Annotated in this window: 13 protein-coding genes; 6 read left to right on the top strand and 7 right to left on the bottom strand. The window is 68.9% G+C overall.

The genetic code is table 11. The features are described 5' to 3' along the window. Positions 1 to 59: 59 nt before the first annotated feature. The 4 genes from BLTE_RS16165 to mnmE all read right to left on the bottom strand — a co-directional run bounded on the left by BLTE_RS16165 (position 60) and on the right by mnmE (position 5,574). Positions 60 to 863 carry a ParA family protein gene (locus tag BLTE_RS16165; protein ID WP_126401653.1) on the bottom strand — a complete coding sequence of 268 codons (804 nt, stop codon included), beginning with the start codon at positions 861 to 863 and terminating at the stop codon, positions 60 to 62. Next, complete coding sequence (rsmG, locus tag BLTE_RS16160; protein WP_244600247.1) at positions 860 to 1,522, bottom strand: 16S rRNA (guanine(527)-N(7))-methyltransferase RsmG; 663 nt, start codon at positions 1,520 to 1,522, stop codon at positions 860 to 862. The genes BLTE_RS16165 and rsmG overlap by 4 nt, the downstream gene beginning before the upstream one ends. 692 nt (positions 1,523 to 2,214) lie before the next feature. Further along, a complete protein-coding gene (mnmG, locus tag BLTE_RS16155; protein WP_126401651.1) occupies positions 2,215 to 4,140 on the bottom strand; it encodes a tRNA uridine-5-carboxymethylaminomethyl(34) synthesis enzyme MnmG in 1,926 nt (641 codons plus the stop codon). Positions 4,141 to 4,239: 99 nt separating this feature from the next. Further along, complete coding sequence (gene mnmE / locus BLTE_RS16150) at positions 4,240 to 5,574, bottom strand: tRNA uridine-5-carboxymethylaminomethyl(34) synthesis GTPase MnmE (protein ID WP_126401650.1); 1,335 nt, start codon at positions 5,572 to 5,574, stop codon at positions 4,240 to 4,242. A 134-nt stretch (positions 5,575 to 5,708) separates the two neighbouring features. Between mnmE and BLTE_RS16145 the strand changes: the two genes are divergently transcribed. Further along, the gene (locus BLTE_RS16145; protein ID WP_126401649.1) at positions 5,709 to 7,727 is read left to right on the top strand and encodes a thioredoxin domain-containing protein; all 2,019 of its coding nucleotides are present in this window, start codon (positions 5,709 to 5,711) and stop codon (positions 7,725 to 7,727) included. A gap of 104 nt (positions 7,728 to 7,831) precedes the next feature. Here BLTE_RS16145 and rho read toward each other — a convergent pair whose 3' ends face one another. The 3 genes from rho to hemE all read right to left on the bottom strand — a co-directional run bounded on the left by rho (position 7,832) and on the right by hemE (position 10,887). Next, positions 7,832 to 9,097 (bottom strand): transcription termination factor Rho, encoded by a 1,266-nt coding sequence (rho, locus tag BLTE_RS16140; RefSeq protein ID WP_126401648.1) that lies wholly within the window; start codon positions 9,095 to 9,097, stop codon positions 7,832 to 7,834. 243 nt (positions 9,098 to 9,340) lie between these two features. Beyond that, complete coding sequence (hemJ, locus tag BLTE_RS16135) at positions 9,341 to 9,865, bottom strand: protoporphyrinogen oxidase HemJ (protein WP_126401647.1); 525 nt, start codon at positions 9,863 to 9,865, stop codon at positions 9,341 to 9,343. Further along, on the bottom strand, positions 9,865 to 10,887 hold the full coding sequence (gene hemE / locus BLTE_RS16130) for a uroporphyrinogen decarboxylase (protein WP_126401646.1): 1,023 nt from the start codon (positions 10,885 to 10,887) through the stop codon (positions 9,865 to 9,867). The genes hemJ and hemE overlap by 1 nt, the downstream gene beginning before the upstream one ends. A gap of 360 nt (positions 10,888 to 11,247) precedes the next feature. On the opposite strand from hemE, the gene BLTE_RS16125 reads away from it, so the two are divergent. The 5 genes from BLTE_RS16125 to dnaQ are packed head-to-tail and all read left to right on the top strand — an operon-like array spanning position 11,248 to position 14,916. Next, positions 11,248 to 12,093, top strand: coding sequence for a pyruvate, water dikinase regulatory protein (locus BLTE_RS16125; RefSeq protein WP_244600246.1), 846 nt, complete (start codon positions 11,248 to 11,250; stop codon positions 12,091 to 12,093). A gap of 4 nt (positions 12,094 to 12,097) precedes the next feature. Next, positions 12,098 to 12,694: a Maf family protein gene (locus tag BLTE_RS16120; protein WP_126401644.1), complete on the top strand. Its 597-nt coding sequence runs from the start codon at positions 12,098 to 12,100 to the stop codon at positions 12,692 to 12,694. 2 nt (positions 12,695 to 12,696) lie between these two features. After that, a complete protein-coding gene (locus tag BLTE_RS16115) occupies positions 12,697 to 13,566 on the top strand; it encodes a shikimate dehydrogenase (protein WP_126401643.1) in 870 nt (289 codons plus the stop codon). Beyond that, positions 13,563 to 14,159, top strand: coding sequence for a dephospho-CoA kinase (gene coaE / locus BLTE_RS16110; protein WP_126401642.1), 597 nt, complete (start codon positions 13,563 to 13,565; stop codon positions 14,157 to 14,159). The genes BLTE_RS16115 and coaE overlap by 4 nt, the downstream gene beginning before the upstream one ends. A gap of 13 nt (positions 14,160 to 14,172) precedes the next feature. Continuing rightward, complete coding sequence (dnaQ, locus tag BLTE_RS16105; protein ID WP_126401641.1) at positions 14,173 to 14,916, top strand: DNA polymerase III subunit epsilon; 744 nt, start codon at positions 14,173 to 14,175, stop codon at positions 14,914 to 14,916. The last annotated feature ends 51 nt before the right edge of the window (positions 14,917 to 14,967 follow it).

The following is a 14,967-nucleotide window of genomic DNA, read 5'->3' as shown; positions in this document are numbered from 1 at the left end:
CCCGTGGTCCCGGCACGATTTCGTGCCCGAATCCATTCGCGGGCGCCGGCGGTCCGGCATCACGCCGCGCGCAGATTGCGCTCGCGCTGGATGATCTCGGAGGCCAGCCGCAGATAGGCCTGGGCGCCGGTGCATTTGAGGTCGTACAGCAGCACCGGCTTGCCGTAGGACGGCGCCTCCGACACCCGGACATTGCGCGGGATGACGGTGTCGTAGACCTTGTCCTTCAGGAAGGCGCGCACGTCGGCCACCACCTGGGCGGACAGATTGTTGCGCGCGTCGTACATGGTCAGCACCACCCCCTGCAGCGACAGGGTCGGATTGAGGGTGGAGCGCACCTGTTCGACCGTCCTGAGCAGTTGCGACAGGCCTTCGAGCGCGAAGAACTCGCACTGCAGCGGCACCAGAATGGCGTCGGCCGCTGCCATGGCGTTGACCGTCAGCAGGTTCAGCGATGGCGGACAGTCGACCAGCACATAGGAAAAATGGCCGAACTCGCCGGCCAGCCCCTCGATTGCCTTGCGCAGCCGGAACGCCCGGTCGCGCGAGGCGGCGATCTCCAGCTCGAGCCCGGAGAGGTCCATGGTGGAGGGGGCGATGGCCAGCCGCGGCACGGCGGTGTCGAGAATGGCGTTGGCCAGCGGCAGGTTCTCGGCCAGCACGTCATAGGTCGAGACCCGGCGCGCCTTGCGGTCGATGCCGAGCCCGGTCGAGGCGTTGCCCTGCGGATCGAGATCGATGATCAGCACCGTCTCGTTCACCGCGGCCAGCGCCGTGCCGAGATTGATCGCCGTGGTGGTCTTGCCGACACCGCCCTTCTGATTGGCGATGGCGATGACCCTGGGTTTGACAGATCCGGTCATGGTTGCGTCCTGGAGGAGCCTCGCGGAACCAGGGGTTCCGCCCTGTCGACGCGAAGAATGCACCCGCCGGCCTCGGTGAGGCTGGGTGCGGAAGCCGTCTGAAGTGTCCAAGATTTAGAGATCTCGGTCAATTCTCGTTCTACATCTTGTCCCTTGAGAAAGAGGCCGATCGCCCCGGTTTTCAACAAGGGATATGCCAGGGCGATGAGATCGGGCAGCGGCGCCAGCGCCCGGGCGGTCACCACATCGACCGGTCCGGCGATTTCCGGCAGCGCCGCCTCGATCCGCGCGGCATGGACGGTGGCCGGCGCGCCGGTGACGCGGGCGGCCTCGCGCAGAAACGCCGCCTTGCGCTGGTTGCTCTCGACCAGATGCACCCGCGCGCCCTCCCGCTCGGCCAGCGCAATGGCCAGCACCAGACCGGGGAAACCGGCGCCGGAGCCGAGATCGGCCACCACGCGCGCCCCCGGCGGCAGATGCGCGGCAAGCTGCAGCGAGTCGGCGATGTGGCGGGTCCAGACGTTCGGCAGCGTCGCCGCCGACACCAGATTCTGCGCCGGCTGCCACTTCAGCAGCAGCGCCACGAAGCGGTCGAGCCGCTCGGCGTTTTCACGTGAAACAGGCAGGAGGTCGAGCGCCCGCGCCCGATCCGCCGCCAGCGCCTCGGCGAGGTCCGCTCCGGGGCGGTCCTGCCCGGCCGGCGCCGGGTGCTGTCCGGCTCTCTGCGACTGCGCCGGCCGGCGCGCCGCGGGTCTCTGCAAGTGATTCGTCGCCATGGACCTGACAATGACCCCGCTTCGCCGGACCCCGCAAGGGTGTGCAGGATTCGGTAACAGTGATTCCGCCGGCGCCGACCCCCGCCGCCGGCCACAGCGCTCGGTCCCGGCGGCTTCCGCCCATCCCCCGCCCTAACCGCCTCGCGCCCTCGGCCCCTCGCCGCCGTCATGGCCGCGCTTGTCCCGGTCACCTCGATCGGGCGTCACCCGGCCCCGGCGCCGGTTGGAAAGGCCACACAGAGGGTCGCCAGGGAGTCCGGATCGCCGGGCCAAGCCCGGCGATGACCGGAGCCATTCCGGCCCAACGACGGGCCAACTGATTGCGGAAACCTCCGGCGCCAGCGGAGGCTTAGGCGCTCTCCCCGCCGCCATCGCCGGGCTTGGCCCGGCGATCTCGACACGACGTTCACAACGCCGGCAACGGTACCGGCACGGAGGACATCAAGTGCTGGAGCGGCGTACCAGGCTCGCCGGGACTGTCCGGCGATGACGGAAATGTTGTTGGTTTGCACGTCCATTCAGAGGCTTGCGCCAACCCCGCCTGGCGCTGCCGGTTCATTGCGGATCCGACTCGTTCACAGCCCGTCCACAGCCTGTCCCCCGGCTGCCGGCGAATTGTCCACCGCTGGTCCACCGGACCGCCCGCCGCCATCCCGGCGCGCCCGCACGCACAGCAGCGCCAGCGCAGCCGGCGTCATGCCCTCAATCCGCCCGGCCTGCCCCACCGTGTGCGGCCGCACCCGCGACAGCCGCTGGCGCAGCTCCACCGACAGGCCGGGAATGCCGGCATAGTCCAGGTCGGCCGGCAGCGTCAGCGCCTCATCGCGCCGGAAAGCGGCGATGTCGGCGGCCTGCCGGTCGAGATAGACGGCATAGGTGGCGTCGATCTCCAGCTGCCGGGCGATCGCCGGATCGAGCGCCGCCAGCTGCGGCCAGATCCGCGCCACGCTTTCGAATTCGATGTCCGGATAGGACAGCAGCTCGAACGCCGAGCGTCGCTTGCCGTCCCGATTCAAAACGAGTCCGAATCGGTCCGCCTCGTCCGGCGTCACCGTCAGCGATCGCGCGAGCGCGGTCGCCGCATCGAGCGCGGCGCGCTTGGCGGTGAACTGGCGCGCCCGCTCCGCCCCGACGCAGCCCAGCGCCACGCCGCGCCCGGTCAGCCGCTGGTCGGCATTGTCGGCGCGCAGCGTCAGCCGGTACTCGGCGCGCGAGGTGAACATGCGGTAGGGCTCGGTGACGCCGCGCGTCACCAGATCGTCGACCATCACCCCGAGATAGGCCTCGGCCCGGTCGAACACCACGCCGCCCGCGCCGCCCGCGCGCCGCGCCGCATTCAGCCCGGCGATCAGCCCTTGCGCCGCCGCCTCCTCATAGCCGGTGGTCCCGTTGATCTGGCCGGCCAGGAACAGGCCCCCCACCCGCTTGGTCTCCAGCGTCGGCTCCAGCTCGCGCGGGTCGATATGGTCGTATTCGATGGCGTAGCCGGGCCGCAGGATGGTGGCACGCTCCAGGCCCGGAATCGACGCCACCACGGCGCGCTGCACGTCCTCCGGCAGCGAGGTCGAGATGCCGTTGGGATAGACGGTCGGATCGTCGAGCCCCTCGGGCTCCAGGAAGATCTGGTGGCCGTCGCGGTCGCCGAACCGCACCACCTTGTCCTCGATCGACGGACAGTAGCGCGGGCCGCGGCTTTCGATCTGGCCGGAATACATCGGCGAGCGGTCCAGATTGGCGCGGATCGCCGCGTGCGTCGCCTCGGTGGTGCGGGTGATGCCGCATTGGACCTGCGGATTGGGCAGATGCTCGGTCAGCACCGAGAATGGCTCCGGTGGCTCGTCGCCCGACTGCATCTCCAGGCTCGCCCAGTCGATGGTGCGGCCGTCGAGCCGCGGCGGCGTGCCGGTCTTGAGCCGGGCGAGCGTCAGGCCGAGTCGCGCCAGGGTTCGCGACAGGCCACGCGCCGGCGGTTCGCCGACCCGGCCGGCCGGGATCTGGGTCTCGCCGATATGGATCAGCCCGTTCAGAAAGGTGCCGGTGGTCAGCACCACCGCCCCGCCCGGCAGCACGCGGCCATCGGCGGTCACCGCCGCCGTAACCCGGCCGTCCGCCACCGCCAGATCGTCGATCTCGGCCTCGATCACCGTGAGATTGTTCTGGGCCCGAATCGCTGCCTGCATCGCCGCGGCGTAGAGCTTGCGGTCGGCCTGGGCGCGCGGGCCGCGCACCGCCGGGCCCTTGCGCCGGTTCAGCACCCGGAATTGGATGCCGCCGAGATCGGCGACCCGCCCCATCAGCCCGTCGAGCGCATCGATCTCGCGGACCAGATGGCCCTTGCCGAGGCCGCCGATCGCCGGATTGCAGCTCATGGCACCGATGGTGGCGAAGCGGTGGGTGACCAGCGCGGTGCGCGCGCCGAGGCGGGCCGCGGCGGCGGCGGCCTCGCAGCCGGCATGGCCGCCCCCCACCACGATGACGTCGAAACTCTCGGTCCTGGTCATGCCCTATCCGACTGTCCGTCAAATTCAGTCTTAAACTCGGTTAACGGTGTTTCACGTGAAACACCGAGAGTCGCGTGGCGTTTCACGTGAAACCCGTCCTTACTTGCCGACGCAGAACTGCCGGAAGATCGCGTCCAGCACGTCCTCGACATCGACCATGCCGATCACCTCTCCGAGCGCAGCGGCGGCGCGGCGCAAATCCTCGGCGATCAATTCCGGATGCGAATCGGCGCGCCGATTGGCCTCGCCCAGCGCCGCCAGCGCCGCGTCGAGCGCCTGGGCCTGCCGCGCCCGCGTCACCAAGGGCGGCTCGCCGCCGATCAGCTCGGCCGCCGCCGCCGTGAGGTCGACGACCAGCCCGTCGAGCCCGGCGCCGCTCCGCGCCGAAACCCGATGGCGGACGGCATCCCGTTTCGAGTCCGAATCGGACGGTGGGGGCTCGGCCAGGTCGCACTTGGTGGCGACCCGCCAAAGCGGCGCCAAAACCTCCGGTGCCGCCTCCCCCGGTGCGTCCGCCGGCTCCAGCCAAAGCACCAGATCGGCCAGCGCCATGCGCTCGCGCGCCCGGCGGATGCCCTCCTTCTCCACCGGATCGGCGCCTTCGCGCAAGCCCGCCGTGTCGATCACCGTCACCGGCAGCCCGTCGAGGTCGAGATGGACCTCGATCGCGTCGCGCGTCGTCCCCGGCACCGCCGACACGATCGCCACCTCGCGCCGCGCCAGCGCATTGAGCAGACTCGACTTGCCGGCGTTCGGCGGCCCGGCGATCACCACCACCAGACCGCTGCGCATCCGCTCGCCGCGCCGTGCGCCGTCCAACGCCGCCGCAACGTCGCGCTGCAGCGCCGCAACGTCCGTCTGCGCCGATGCAACGAGGTTCGTCGGCACGTCGCCTTCGTCCGAAAAATCGATCGACGCCTCGACCAGTGCCATGATCCCGACCAGCCGCTCGCGCCAGCCCGCCACCGCCGCCCCCAGCGCGCCGGACGCCTGCGCCAGGGCCTGTCGGCGCTGGCCGCTGGTCTCGGCCGCGATCAGGTCGGCGAGCCCTTCGACCGCCGCCAAGTCCATGACCCCATTGGCGAACGCCCGCCGGGTGAACTCGCCGGGCTCGGCCAGCCGCAGGCCGTCGAGACGGCCCAGCGCGGCGAGCACGTCCGCCACCACCGCCCGCCCGCCATGCAGGTGGAATTCCGCAATATCCTCGCCCGTCGCGCTGGCCGGCCCGGGAAAATAGACCGTCAGCGCCCGGTCGAGCGCCTCCTTTGTCGTCGGGTCGCGAAGCGTCACCAACCCCATACGGCGCGGCTCCCCAACCGCCCCGGCCAGGGTTTCGAGCGCGAATCGCGCCCCAGCCCCCGACACGCGCACCACCGCTACCCCGGCCGGCGGCCGGCCCGACGACAGCGCAAAGATGGTGTCCGCTCCACTCATCAATTGCTCATCCGGCAAATTCTCCGGTCCGCCCTGTCCGGGCGTCGCAACCGGCCCATTTCAACTGGAGTCGCCCCGGCTGGCGTCCGGCCGGCACCCCCGAAACCGACGCCGACAGGGAGAACCCGCCCGCGATGCCCGAGAACCGCCTGGCCCGCGAAACCAGCCCCTACCTTCTCCAACACAAGGACAATCCGGTCCAGTGGTGGCCGTGGGGGCCAGCGGCGCTGGCCGAGGCCCAGCGCACCGGCCGGCCGATCCTGTTGTCGATCGGTTATGCCGCCTGCCACTGGTGCCACGTGATGGCGCACGAGAGCTTCGAGGATCCGGCGACCGCCACGGTGATGAACGCGCTGTTCGTCAACATCAAGGTCGATCGCGAGGAGCGCCCCGACGTCGATCACCTCTATATGTCGGCGCTGCATGCGCTGGGCGAGCCCGGCGGCTGGCCGCTGACCATGTTCCTCACCCCCGGCGGCGCCCCGGTGTGGGGCGGCACCTATTTCCCCAAGGTCGCGCGCTACGGCCGGCCGTCCTTCGTCGAAATCTGCCGCGAGATCGCCCGCGTCTTCGAGGAGGAGCCCGAGCGCGTCGCCGGCAATGCCGCCGCCATCGGCCGCGCACTGCTCACCCGGCGCGCCGCCACCGACGCCGTCGATCTCGGCCGCCGCGAGCTCGACGAAGTGGCCCGCCAGATCGCCGCCCTGTTCGATCCGGAGCTTGGCGGCCCGCGCACCGCGCCGAAATTCCCGCAAGCCCCGGTGCTCGAACTGCTGTGGCGGGCCGGCCTGCGCACCGGCGACGACACGTTCTTTGCGCCGGTAGAGACCACGCTGACCCGCATGTCGCTGGGCGGCATCTGGGACCATCTCGGCGGCGGCTTCGCCCGCTATTCGGTCGACGACCGCTGGCACGTGCCGCATTTCGAGAAGATGCTGTACGACAATGCCCAGCTCCTGACGCTGCTGACGCTCGCGCACGCCCGCACCGGCAACCCGCTCTATCGCGACCGCGCGACCGGCATCGTCGCTTGGCTCGACCGCGAGATGACCATTGCGGGGAGCGCGTTCGCCGCGAGCCTGGATGCCGATTCGGAGGGTGCCGAGGGCAAATTCTACACCTGGACGCTGGATGAGATTTTGGGCCACCTCGGCCCCGGCGACGGCGCCCTGTTCGCCGCCGCCTATGGCGTCACCGCCGCCGGCAATTGGGAGGGCACCAACGTCCTCCATCAGCTTGACGCGCCGGATTTGTCGGAATCGAACCGGATCCGACTCGAATCGCTGCGCGCCACGCTTCTCGCTGTCCGCAACCGCCGCCCGCGTCCCGGCCTCGACGACAAGATTCTCGCCGATTGGAACGGGCTGATGATCGCAGCATTGGCCGATGCCGGCGCGCTGCTCGGCGAGCCCGGCTGGATCGACCGTGCCGCCCGCGCCTTCCAATTCGTCGCCGGCACCATGAGTCGCGGCGACCGACTCGGCCACGCCTGGCGCGCCGGCCGTCTGACCCTCCCGGGCCTCGCCTCCGACCATGCGATGATGATCAAGGCCGCACTGGCGCTCCACGAGGCGACCGGCGAGCCAGCCTATCTCGGTCGGGCGCAGGCTTGGCAGGCGGCACTCGACGATCACCACCTCGCGCCCGACGGCTCCTATTTCCTCGCCGCCGATGATGCCGAAGCCGTGGTGCTGCGCCTGCGCCCCAGCGAGGACGACGCCTCGCCCAATGCCCAGGGCATCACCGCCCAGAACCTGATACGCCTTTCCGTGCTGACCGGCGAGGATCGCTACCGCGAGCAGGCCGACCGGCTGATCGCGACCTTGAGCCCGCTCGCCGCCGCCAATCTGTTCGCCCACGCCGCGCTGCTGAATGCCATCGATCTGCGCCTCCACGGCACCGAGATCGTCTGCGTCGGGCCGGACAACGCGGCCTTTGCCACGGCGGCTTTACAGTTGCCATTTCTCAACCGAATCGTTCTGCGCGCGCCTGCAGCCACCGCGCTGCCGGCCCGCCACCCGGCCCATTCTCTCGCCGCAGACGGTGGGACGATGGCGCTGGTCTGTGCCGGCGAGCGCTGCTCGCTGCCGGTGACGACGCCGGAGCAACTCGCCGCGGCGGCGGCACGCCCCACGGCCGCAGCCGCACTTTAACCGACACGCGGCCCGAACTCATCTGGCCCGAAACGCAAACGGGCGGCCAAGCCGCCCGTTCATCCCCAATCCGAACCGATGACCCCTTCGAGGTCTTCGCCGGCTCAGGTGTTCATCGAATCGAAGAATTCCTGGTTGCTCTTGGTCTGGCGCAGCTTGTCGATCAGGAACTCGATGGCGTCGACCGTGCCCATTGGCGTCAGGATGCGCCGCAGCACGTACATCTTCTTCAGCACGTCATTGGGCACCAGCAGCTCTTCCTTGCGGGTGCCGGACCGGGTGATGTCCATCGACGGGAAGGTGCGCTTGTCGGCCACCTTGCGGTCGAGGATGATTTCCGAGTTGCCGGTGCCCTTGAACTCTTCGAAGATCACCTCGTCCATGCGGCTGCCGGTATCGATCAGCGCGGTGGCGATGATGGTCAGCGAGCCGCCTTCCTCGATATTGCGGGCGGCGCCGAAGAAACGCTTCGGCCGCTGCAGGGCGTTGGCGTCGACGCCGCCGGTCAGCACCTTGCCGGAGGACGGCACCACCGTGTTGTAGGCGCGGCCCAGGCGGGTGATCGAATCAAGCAGGATCACCACGTCGCGGGAATGCTCGACCAGCCGCTTGGCCTTCTCGATCACCATCTCGGCGACCTGGACATGGCGCGAGGCCGGCTCGTCGAAGGTCGAGGAGATCACCTCGCCCTTCACCGAGCGCTGCATGTCGGTGACTTCCTCCGGCCGCTCGTCGATCAAGAGCACGATCAGGTAGCACTCGGGGTGATTCGTGGTGATCGAGTGGGCGATGTTCTGCAGCAGCACCGTCTTGCCGGTGCGCGGCGGCGCAACGATCAGCGCGCGCTGGCCCTTGCCAAGCGGCGCCACGATATCGATGACCCGCGGCGACAGATCCTTGGTGGTCGGGTTGTCGACCTCCATGCGCAGCCGCTCGTCGGGATAGAGCGGCGTCAGATTGTCGAAATTGACCTTGTGGCGGGTCTTCTCCGGGTCCTCGAAATTGATGGTGTTGACCTGGAGCAGGGCGAAATAGCGCTCACCCTCCTTGGGACTGCGGATGCGGCCCTCGACCGTGTCGCCGGTGCGCAGCGAGAATTTGCGGATCTGCGACGGCGACACATAGATGTCGTCCGGGCCGGGCAGGTAGTTCGCATCCGGCGAGCGCAGGAAGCCGAAGCCGTCGGGCAGCACCTCGACCACGCCTTCGCCGATGATGTCGATGTCGCGGGAGGCAAGCTGTTTCAGAATCGCGAACATCTGCTCCTGCTTGCGCATGGTGCTCGCGTTCTCGACCTGCATCTCCTCGGCAAACGCCAGGAGTTCAATGGGAGTCTTGGACTTCAGATCCTGAAGTTTCACTTCGCGCATTGCGAGAAATCCTGACAGACCGCACAACCGGTTTCTGTCGGCAGGGGAAGGAAAAATCGTAGGTCTTGGAAGCAAGCCGGGACGGCCGGTCGGCCGAGGGCTCGTCGACATGGCGCGTCGCCGGCTTGAAGAGACGCCGGCCGATTCGGCTCTCGCGCCCGCCTACGTTGGGAGAACGCAAGCGATGTAAGCGATTGCCGCGGGCGGCGCAAGCCCCGTGATACCGCCCGCGGCCAAAAGCGGTCAGAACCCTTTGACCACCACGAAGATGACGATGGCGACCATCAGCAGCGTCGGAACCTCATTGACGATCCGCCAGTGCCGTTCCGACCGTGTGTTGCGGTCCTCGGCGAAGTGCCGCACGCCCATGGCGAAATAGCCGTGCGCCGTCGACAGCAGCACCACCGCCACGATCTTGGCCCACAGCCAGCCGCCCTCGAAGTGATAGATGTCCCAGGCCAGCCACAGGCCGACGGCCCAGCTCACCACCATCGCCGGGTTCATGATGTAGCGCAGAAGCTTGCGCTCCATCACCTTGAACGTCTCCGACGCCTGCGAGCCGACGGGCACGGTGGTGTGATAGACGAACAGCCGCGGCAGATAGAACATCCCGGCCATCCAGGCGATCACCGCCATGATGTGCAGCGACTTCAGCCACAGCACCGCGGTCGGGCTTGCACCATAGACCAGCATTGCCGCCAGCGCGGCGGTGATGACCAGCGCCATCACCGCCCGCTGCACCACCTTCGCCGTCGACATTGCCGCCATCACGCAGGTCCCGTGCTGGCGCGCACCCGGGCGATCATCCGCTCGACATGCGCAATCGGCGCATTGGGCGTGATGCCGTGTCCGAGATTGAAGATCCACGGGCCGTGACCGAAGGCGGCGATGGCATTGTCGACCGCGCGATCGAGCGCCTCGCCGCCGGCGATCAGCACCAGCGGGTCGACATTGCCCTGCACCGCCACCTTGGTCTGCACCTCGGCGCGGACATAGGCACCATCCGCCGTCCAGTCGAGCCCGACCGCATCGACGCCGGTCTCGATCGCATAGCGCTTGAGGCGCGCTCCCGCGCCGCGCGGGAAACCGATGATTCGCGCGCCCGGCACCTGGGCCCGCACGCCATCGACGATCGCCTTGGTGGGCGCGATCACCCAGCGGTCGAACTCGGCATCGGGCAGGATGCCGGCCCAGGTGTCGAACACCTGCACCGCGTCCACCCCGCGCTTGAGCTGCGCCACCAGATAGGTGATCGACGCCTGCACCAGCCGGTCGATGATCGTGCCGAACAGCGCGGGGTCGTTATAGGCCAGCTGGCGCGCCGGCCCCTGGTCCTCGGTCCCCTGGCCGGCCACCATGTAGGTCGCCACCGTCCAGGGCGCGCCGCAGAAGCCGAGGAACGTCGTCTGCGGCGGCAGCGCCGCGGCCACCCGCTCCACCGTTTCCAGAACCGGCGCGAGAAGTTCGAGGTCGATCTCCTCGCGGATGCCGGCCAGCGCCTCGGCCGTCGCCACCGGGTCGAGCCGCGGCCCCTCGCCGGCCTCGAAGCGCACCGACTGGCCGAGCGCGTGCGGCACCACCAGGATGTCGGAGAACAGGATGGCGGCGTCGAAGCCAAAGCGGCGGATCGGCTGCAGGGTCACTTCGGTGGCGAGCTCCGCATTGTAGCAGAGCGACAGGAAGGAACCGGCCTTGTCCCGCGTCGCGCGGTACTCCGGCAGATAGCGTCCGGCCTGCCGCATCAGCCACATCGGCGGCGGCCAGATCCGCTCTCCGGACAGCACGCGCATCAGAGGCTTGGCGGTTCGTCCCACGGGCTCACTCAAAACAAATATCCTTTTAGAAGAGTCTGTTGAGTCAGTTTGGGGGGCTGTTTGGACTCATACGTCGCGATCAACAGTCCGTCCACAGCGCGCCATCGGATGGAAGCCCTCGTTCGCATGCCTCATGCTGGCGGGCAAGCCCTTGGTGGCACCGGATAATGCCGTAGCGGGCCATTGTGCGGGCCGCCGCGGTTCACAGCCCCCTGCTGTCGCGTCTCCCGCGGGCTGGCCTGTGGAGCAATCTCAGGCTTTATCCCGCCGCCCGCTTGCGTCGGCCGCTTGGCCGTGGCCTTCTCCCGATCTGTCCACAGGTGTTCCCCCGTGCCGATCGACGAGCCGCAGGAAAGCTACTTTCATCTCCATCTGGTGTCGGATGCCACCGGCGAGACCCTGATCACGGTGGGCCGCGCCGCCTCGGCACGCTATGCGCCGTTCTCGCAGGTCGAGCACGTCTATCCGCTGGTGCGCACCCAGAAGCAGCTCGACCGGGCGATCGCCGAGATCGAGACCGCGCCCGGCATCGTGCTCTACACTTTGGTCGATCGCGACCTGTCGAACCGGCTGGAGGAGAAGTGCCGGGATTTCGGCATTCCCTGCATGTCGGTGCTGCAGCCGGTGCTCAGCCTGTTCCAATCCTATCTCGGCGCCGAGACCGCCTCGCGGGTCGGCGCCCAGCACACGCTGGATGCGCACTATTTCAAGCGCATCGATGCGATGAATTTCACCATGATGCATGACGACGGCCAGATCGTCGACGATCTCGACGAGGCCGACGTCGTGCTGGTGGGCATCTCGCGCACCTCCAAGACGCCGACGGCGATCTACCTCGCCAATCGCGGCATCAAGACCGCCAATGTGCCGCTGGTGCCGCCGATTCCGCCGCCCTCCCAGCTTGAAACCCTGACGCGGCCGCTGATCGTGGCACTGGTGGCAAGCCCCGAGCGCATCTCGCAGATCCGGCAGAATCGCATTCTCGGCCTCAACGCCTCGCAGGCCGGCGACACCTATATCGACCGCCAGGTCATCGCCGAGGAACTCGCCTTCACCAAGAAGCTCGCCTCCCGCTACAATTGGCCGCTGATCGACGTCACTCGCCGCTCGATCGAGGAGACGGCGGCGGCCATCGTCTCGCTGATCAATGACCGGCGGCGCGAACAGATCGGACACGACTGAACCGATGGCGCTGTGGCGGCTGACCGAACCTCTGATCCTCGCCTCGCGCAGCACGGCGCGCCGCGACCTGCTGCAGGCTGCGGCGATTCCGGTGGAGATTGCCCCCGCCGATATCGATGAGCGCGCGGTCGCGGGGTCCGAGGGCGCGGCGCTGGCGCTCGATCTGGCCGCGGCCAAGGCGCTCGCAGCAGCAGCCAAGGCGCCCGGCCGGCTGGTGCTCGGCGCCGACCAGACCATGAGCTTCGGCCCCGATCTTATCCACAAGGCCGCGACAGTCGCCGAAGCCCATGAGATCCTTGGGCTTTTGCGCGGGAATACACATCATCTCCACAGTGCGGCGGCTCTCGCGCGGGATGGCAAGGTGCTGTGGCGCGGCGTCGACCGGGCCGAGCTCGTGATGCGCTGGTTCGATGACCACTTCCTCGATCTCTATCTCGACGCGGCCGGTCCCTCCGTCACCGAAACGGTCGGCGGCTATCGGCTGGAGGGGCTCGGCATTCATTTGTTCGAGCGGATCGTTGGCGATCACGCCACCATTCTTGGATTGCCGCTTCTGGCCGTGCTGGCGGCGCTGCGCAATCTCGGCGCACTGGAGGGCTGACCATGGAGCCGCGCGCCTGCATCATCGGCCATCCGGTGGCGCACAGCCGCTCGCCGCTGATCCACGGCTATTGGCTCCAGCAGCATGGCCTTGCCGGCAGCTATGGCCGCGAGGATGTACTGCCTGCCGACTTTCCGGCCTTCCTGCGCAATTTGGCCGGTCACGGCTATGTCGGCGGCAATGTCACCCTGCCGCACAAGGAGGCGGCGTTTGCCACCGTCGATGAGGCCGACGAGGCGGCCCGCGCGCTCGGCGCCGTCAACACCGTGTGGATCGAGAATGGCCGGCTTCACGGCGCTAATACCGATGTCATGGGCTTTCTCGCCGATCTCGACGCCCGCCTGCCCGGCTGGGAGGGCCGCGCCGGCCACGCCGTGGTGCTGGGCGCCGGCGGCGCGGCGCGCGGCATCGTCTATGGATTGTTGCAGCGCCGAATCGATCGCGTCAGCGTGGTGAATCGCTCGCTCGAGCGCGCCGAACAGCTTGCCTCCGTCCTCGGTTCCCGGGTGAAGCCCGCCGGATGGGAGAGCCTGCCGGCGTTGCTCACCGGTGCCGACCTCCTGGTCAACACCACCTCGCTCGGCATGGCCGGCCAGCCGCGCCTCGCCATCGATCTCGACCCGCTGCCGCCGCCGGCGATGGTAGCCGACATCGTCTATGTGCCGCTGGAGACCGGGCTTCTCGCTGCCGCCCGCGCCCGCGGCCACGCCGCGATCGACGGGCTCGGCATGCTGCTGCATCAGGCGGTGCCGGGCTTCCGGCGCTGGTTCGGGGTGACGCCGCAGGTGACGCCCGAGCTGCGGGCGCTGATCGAGGCCGACATCAGGGCAAAGATCGCGCCGGCCGCCGCCACCGCGGAGGCGGAGCGATGATCGTGCTCGGCCTCACCGGCTCGATCGGCATGGGCAAGTCGGCGACCGCCGCCATGTTCGTCGAGGCGGGCGTGCCGGTGCACGATGCCGATGCCGCCGTCCACCGGCTCTATCGCGAGGCCGCCGTGCCGGCGATCGAGGCGCGCTTTCCTGGCACGACCTCGGCGGCCGGGGTCGATCGCGTGGCGCTGGCCGCCCGCGTGCTCGACAATCCTGTGGCGTTGGCCGATCTCGAACGTATCATCCACCCGCTGGTGCGCGCCGATGCCGAGGCGTTCGTCGCCCAGGCGCGCCAGGCCGGCCGCCGGATCGTCGTGCTCGACATTCCGCTGCTGTTCGAGACCGGCGGCGAGGCCCGCGTCGATGCGGTGGTGGTGGTCACCGCGCCCGAGGTTGTGCAGCGCGACCGAGTGTTGGGGCGCGAGGGGATGACGGCGGCAAAATTCGCCGCCATCCTGTCCAAGCAGATGCCGGATGCCGAGAAGCGGCGGCGTGCGCACTTCCTGGTCGATACCAGCCGCGGCTTCGCCGCCGCCCGCACCCAGGTGCACGGCATCCTGCGGTCCGCCAGCCTGATGGCCGGCGGAAACTGAGGCGGAGACCGGATTGCGCGAGATCGTCTTCGATACCGAGACCACGGGGCTCGACCCGTTGAGCGGCGATCGGCTGGTCGAGATCGGCTGCGTCGAGCTGGAGAACCGCTGGCCGACCGGGCGCACGTTTCACACCTACATCAATCCCGAGCGCGAGGTGCCGCAGGGCGCGGTCGAGATCCATGGCCTGACGACCGAGTTCCTGCGCGACAAGCCGCGCTTCGCCGAGGTCGCCGACGGCTTTCTCGAATTCGTCGCCGACGCCCATCTGGTGGCGCACAACGCCTCCTTCGATCTCGGCTTCCTCGACGCCGAGCTGAGGCGGCTTGGCCGGCCGCTGATCGGCCGTGAGCGGGTGGTCGATACGGTGATGCTGGCGCGGCGCAAGTTTCCCGGCGCCTCCAACACGCTGGATGCGCTGTGCACCCGCTTCGGCATCGACAATTCGAACCGCATCAAGCACGGCGCGCTGCTCGACGCCGAGCTGCTGGCGGAGGTCTATGTCGAGCTGGTCGGCGCCCGGCAGGCCAATCTGGTGCTGGACGTGGCCCGCACCGCCACCCTGCGGCGCGACACCGCCGGGGTGCGCACCCGCCCGGCGCCGTTGCCGCCGCGGCTGACCAGCACTGAGGTCGAAGCGCACCATGCGTTTGTGGCGACGCTGGGCGAGCACGCCATCTGGCGCCTCTATGAGGAGGATCTCTCCGACACCACGACGGTGGTGCCGGCCGCGACGCCGGAGAAGAAGGGTGATTGATACGGTTTTCGGCTGATTGAGCCGGAAGCCGCATGAAACCGGGACTGAAAC

Origin of the sequence: Blastochloris tepida, assembly GCF_003966715.1 — a bacterium.
GTDB lineage: Bacteria > Pseudomonadota > Alphaproteobacteria > Rhizobiales > Xanthobacteraceae > Blastochloris > Blastochloris tepida.
Note: the sequence above shows the minus strand (reverse complement) of the source record. Positions and strands in the feature narration are given on the sequence as shown.

Bases quoted from the DNA above. Each gene is read 5' to 3' on its own strand.
- BLTE_RS16115 (WP_126401643.1), top strand. From the start codon at position 12,697: ATGGAGCCGCGCGCCTGCATCATCGGCCATCCGGTGGCGCACAGCCGC.
- BLTE_RS16145 (WP_126401649.1), top strand. From the start codon at position 5,709: ATGCCCGAGAACCGCCTGGCCCGCGAAACCAGCCCCTACCTTCTCCAA.
- mnmG (WP_126401651.1), bottom strand. From the start codon at position 4,140: ATGACCAGGACCGAGAGTTTCGACGTCATCGTGGTGGGGGGCGGCCAT.
- coaE (WP_126401642.1), top strand. From the start codon at position 13,563: ATGATCGTGCTCGGCCTCACCGGCTCGATCGGCATGGGCAAGTCGGCG.
- BLTE_RS16165 (WP_126401653.1), bottom strand. From the start codon at position 863: ATGACCGGATCTGTCAAACCCAGGGTCATCGCCATCGCCAATCAGAAG.
- mnmE (WP_126401650.1), bottom strand. From the start codon at position 5,574: ATGAGTGGAGCGGACACCATCTTTGCGCTGTCGTCGGGCCGGCCGCCG.
- hemJ (WP_126401647.1), bottom strand. From the start codon at position 9,865: ATGGCGGCAATGTCGACGGCGAAGGTGGTGCAGCGGGCGGTGATGGCG.
- hemE (WP_126401646.1), bottom strand. From the start codon at position 10,887: ATGCGCGTGCTGTCCGGAGAGCGGATCTGGCCGCCGCCGATGTGGCTG.
- BLTE_RS16120 (WP_126401644.1), top strand. From the start codon at position 12,098: ATGGCGCTGTGGCGGCTGACCGAACCTCTGATCCTCGCCTCGCGCAGC.
- rho (WP_126401648.1), bottom strand. From the start codon at position 9,097: ATGCGCGAAGTGAAACTTCAGGATCTGAAGTCCAAGACTCCCATTGAA.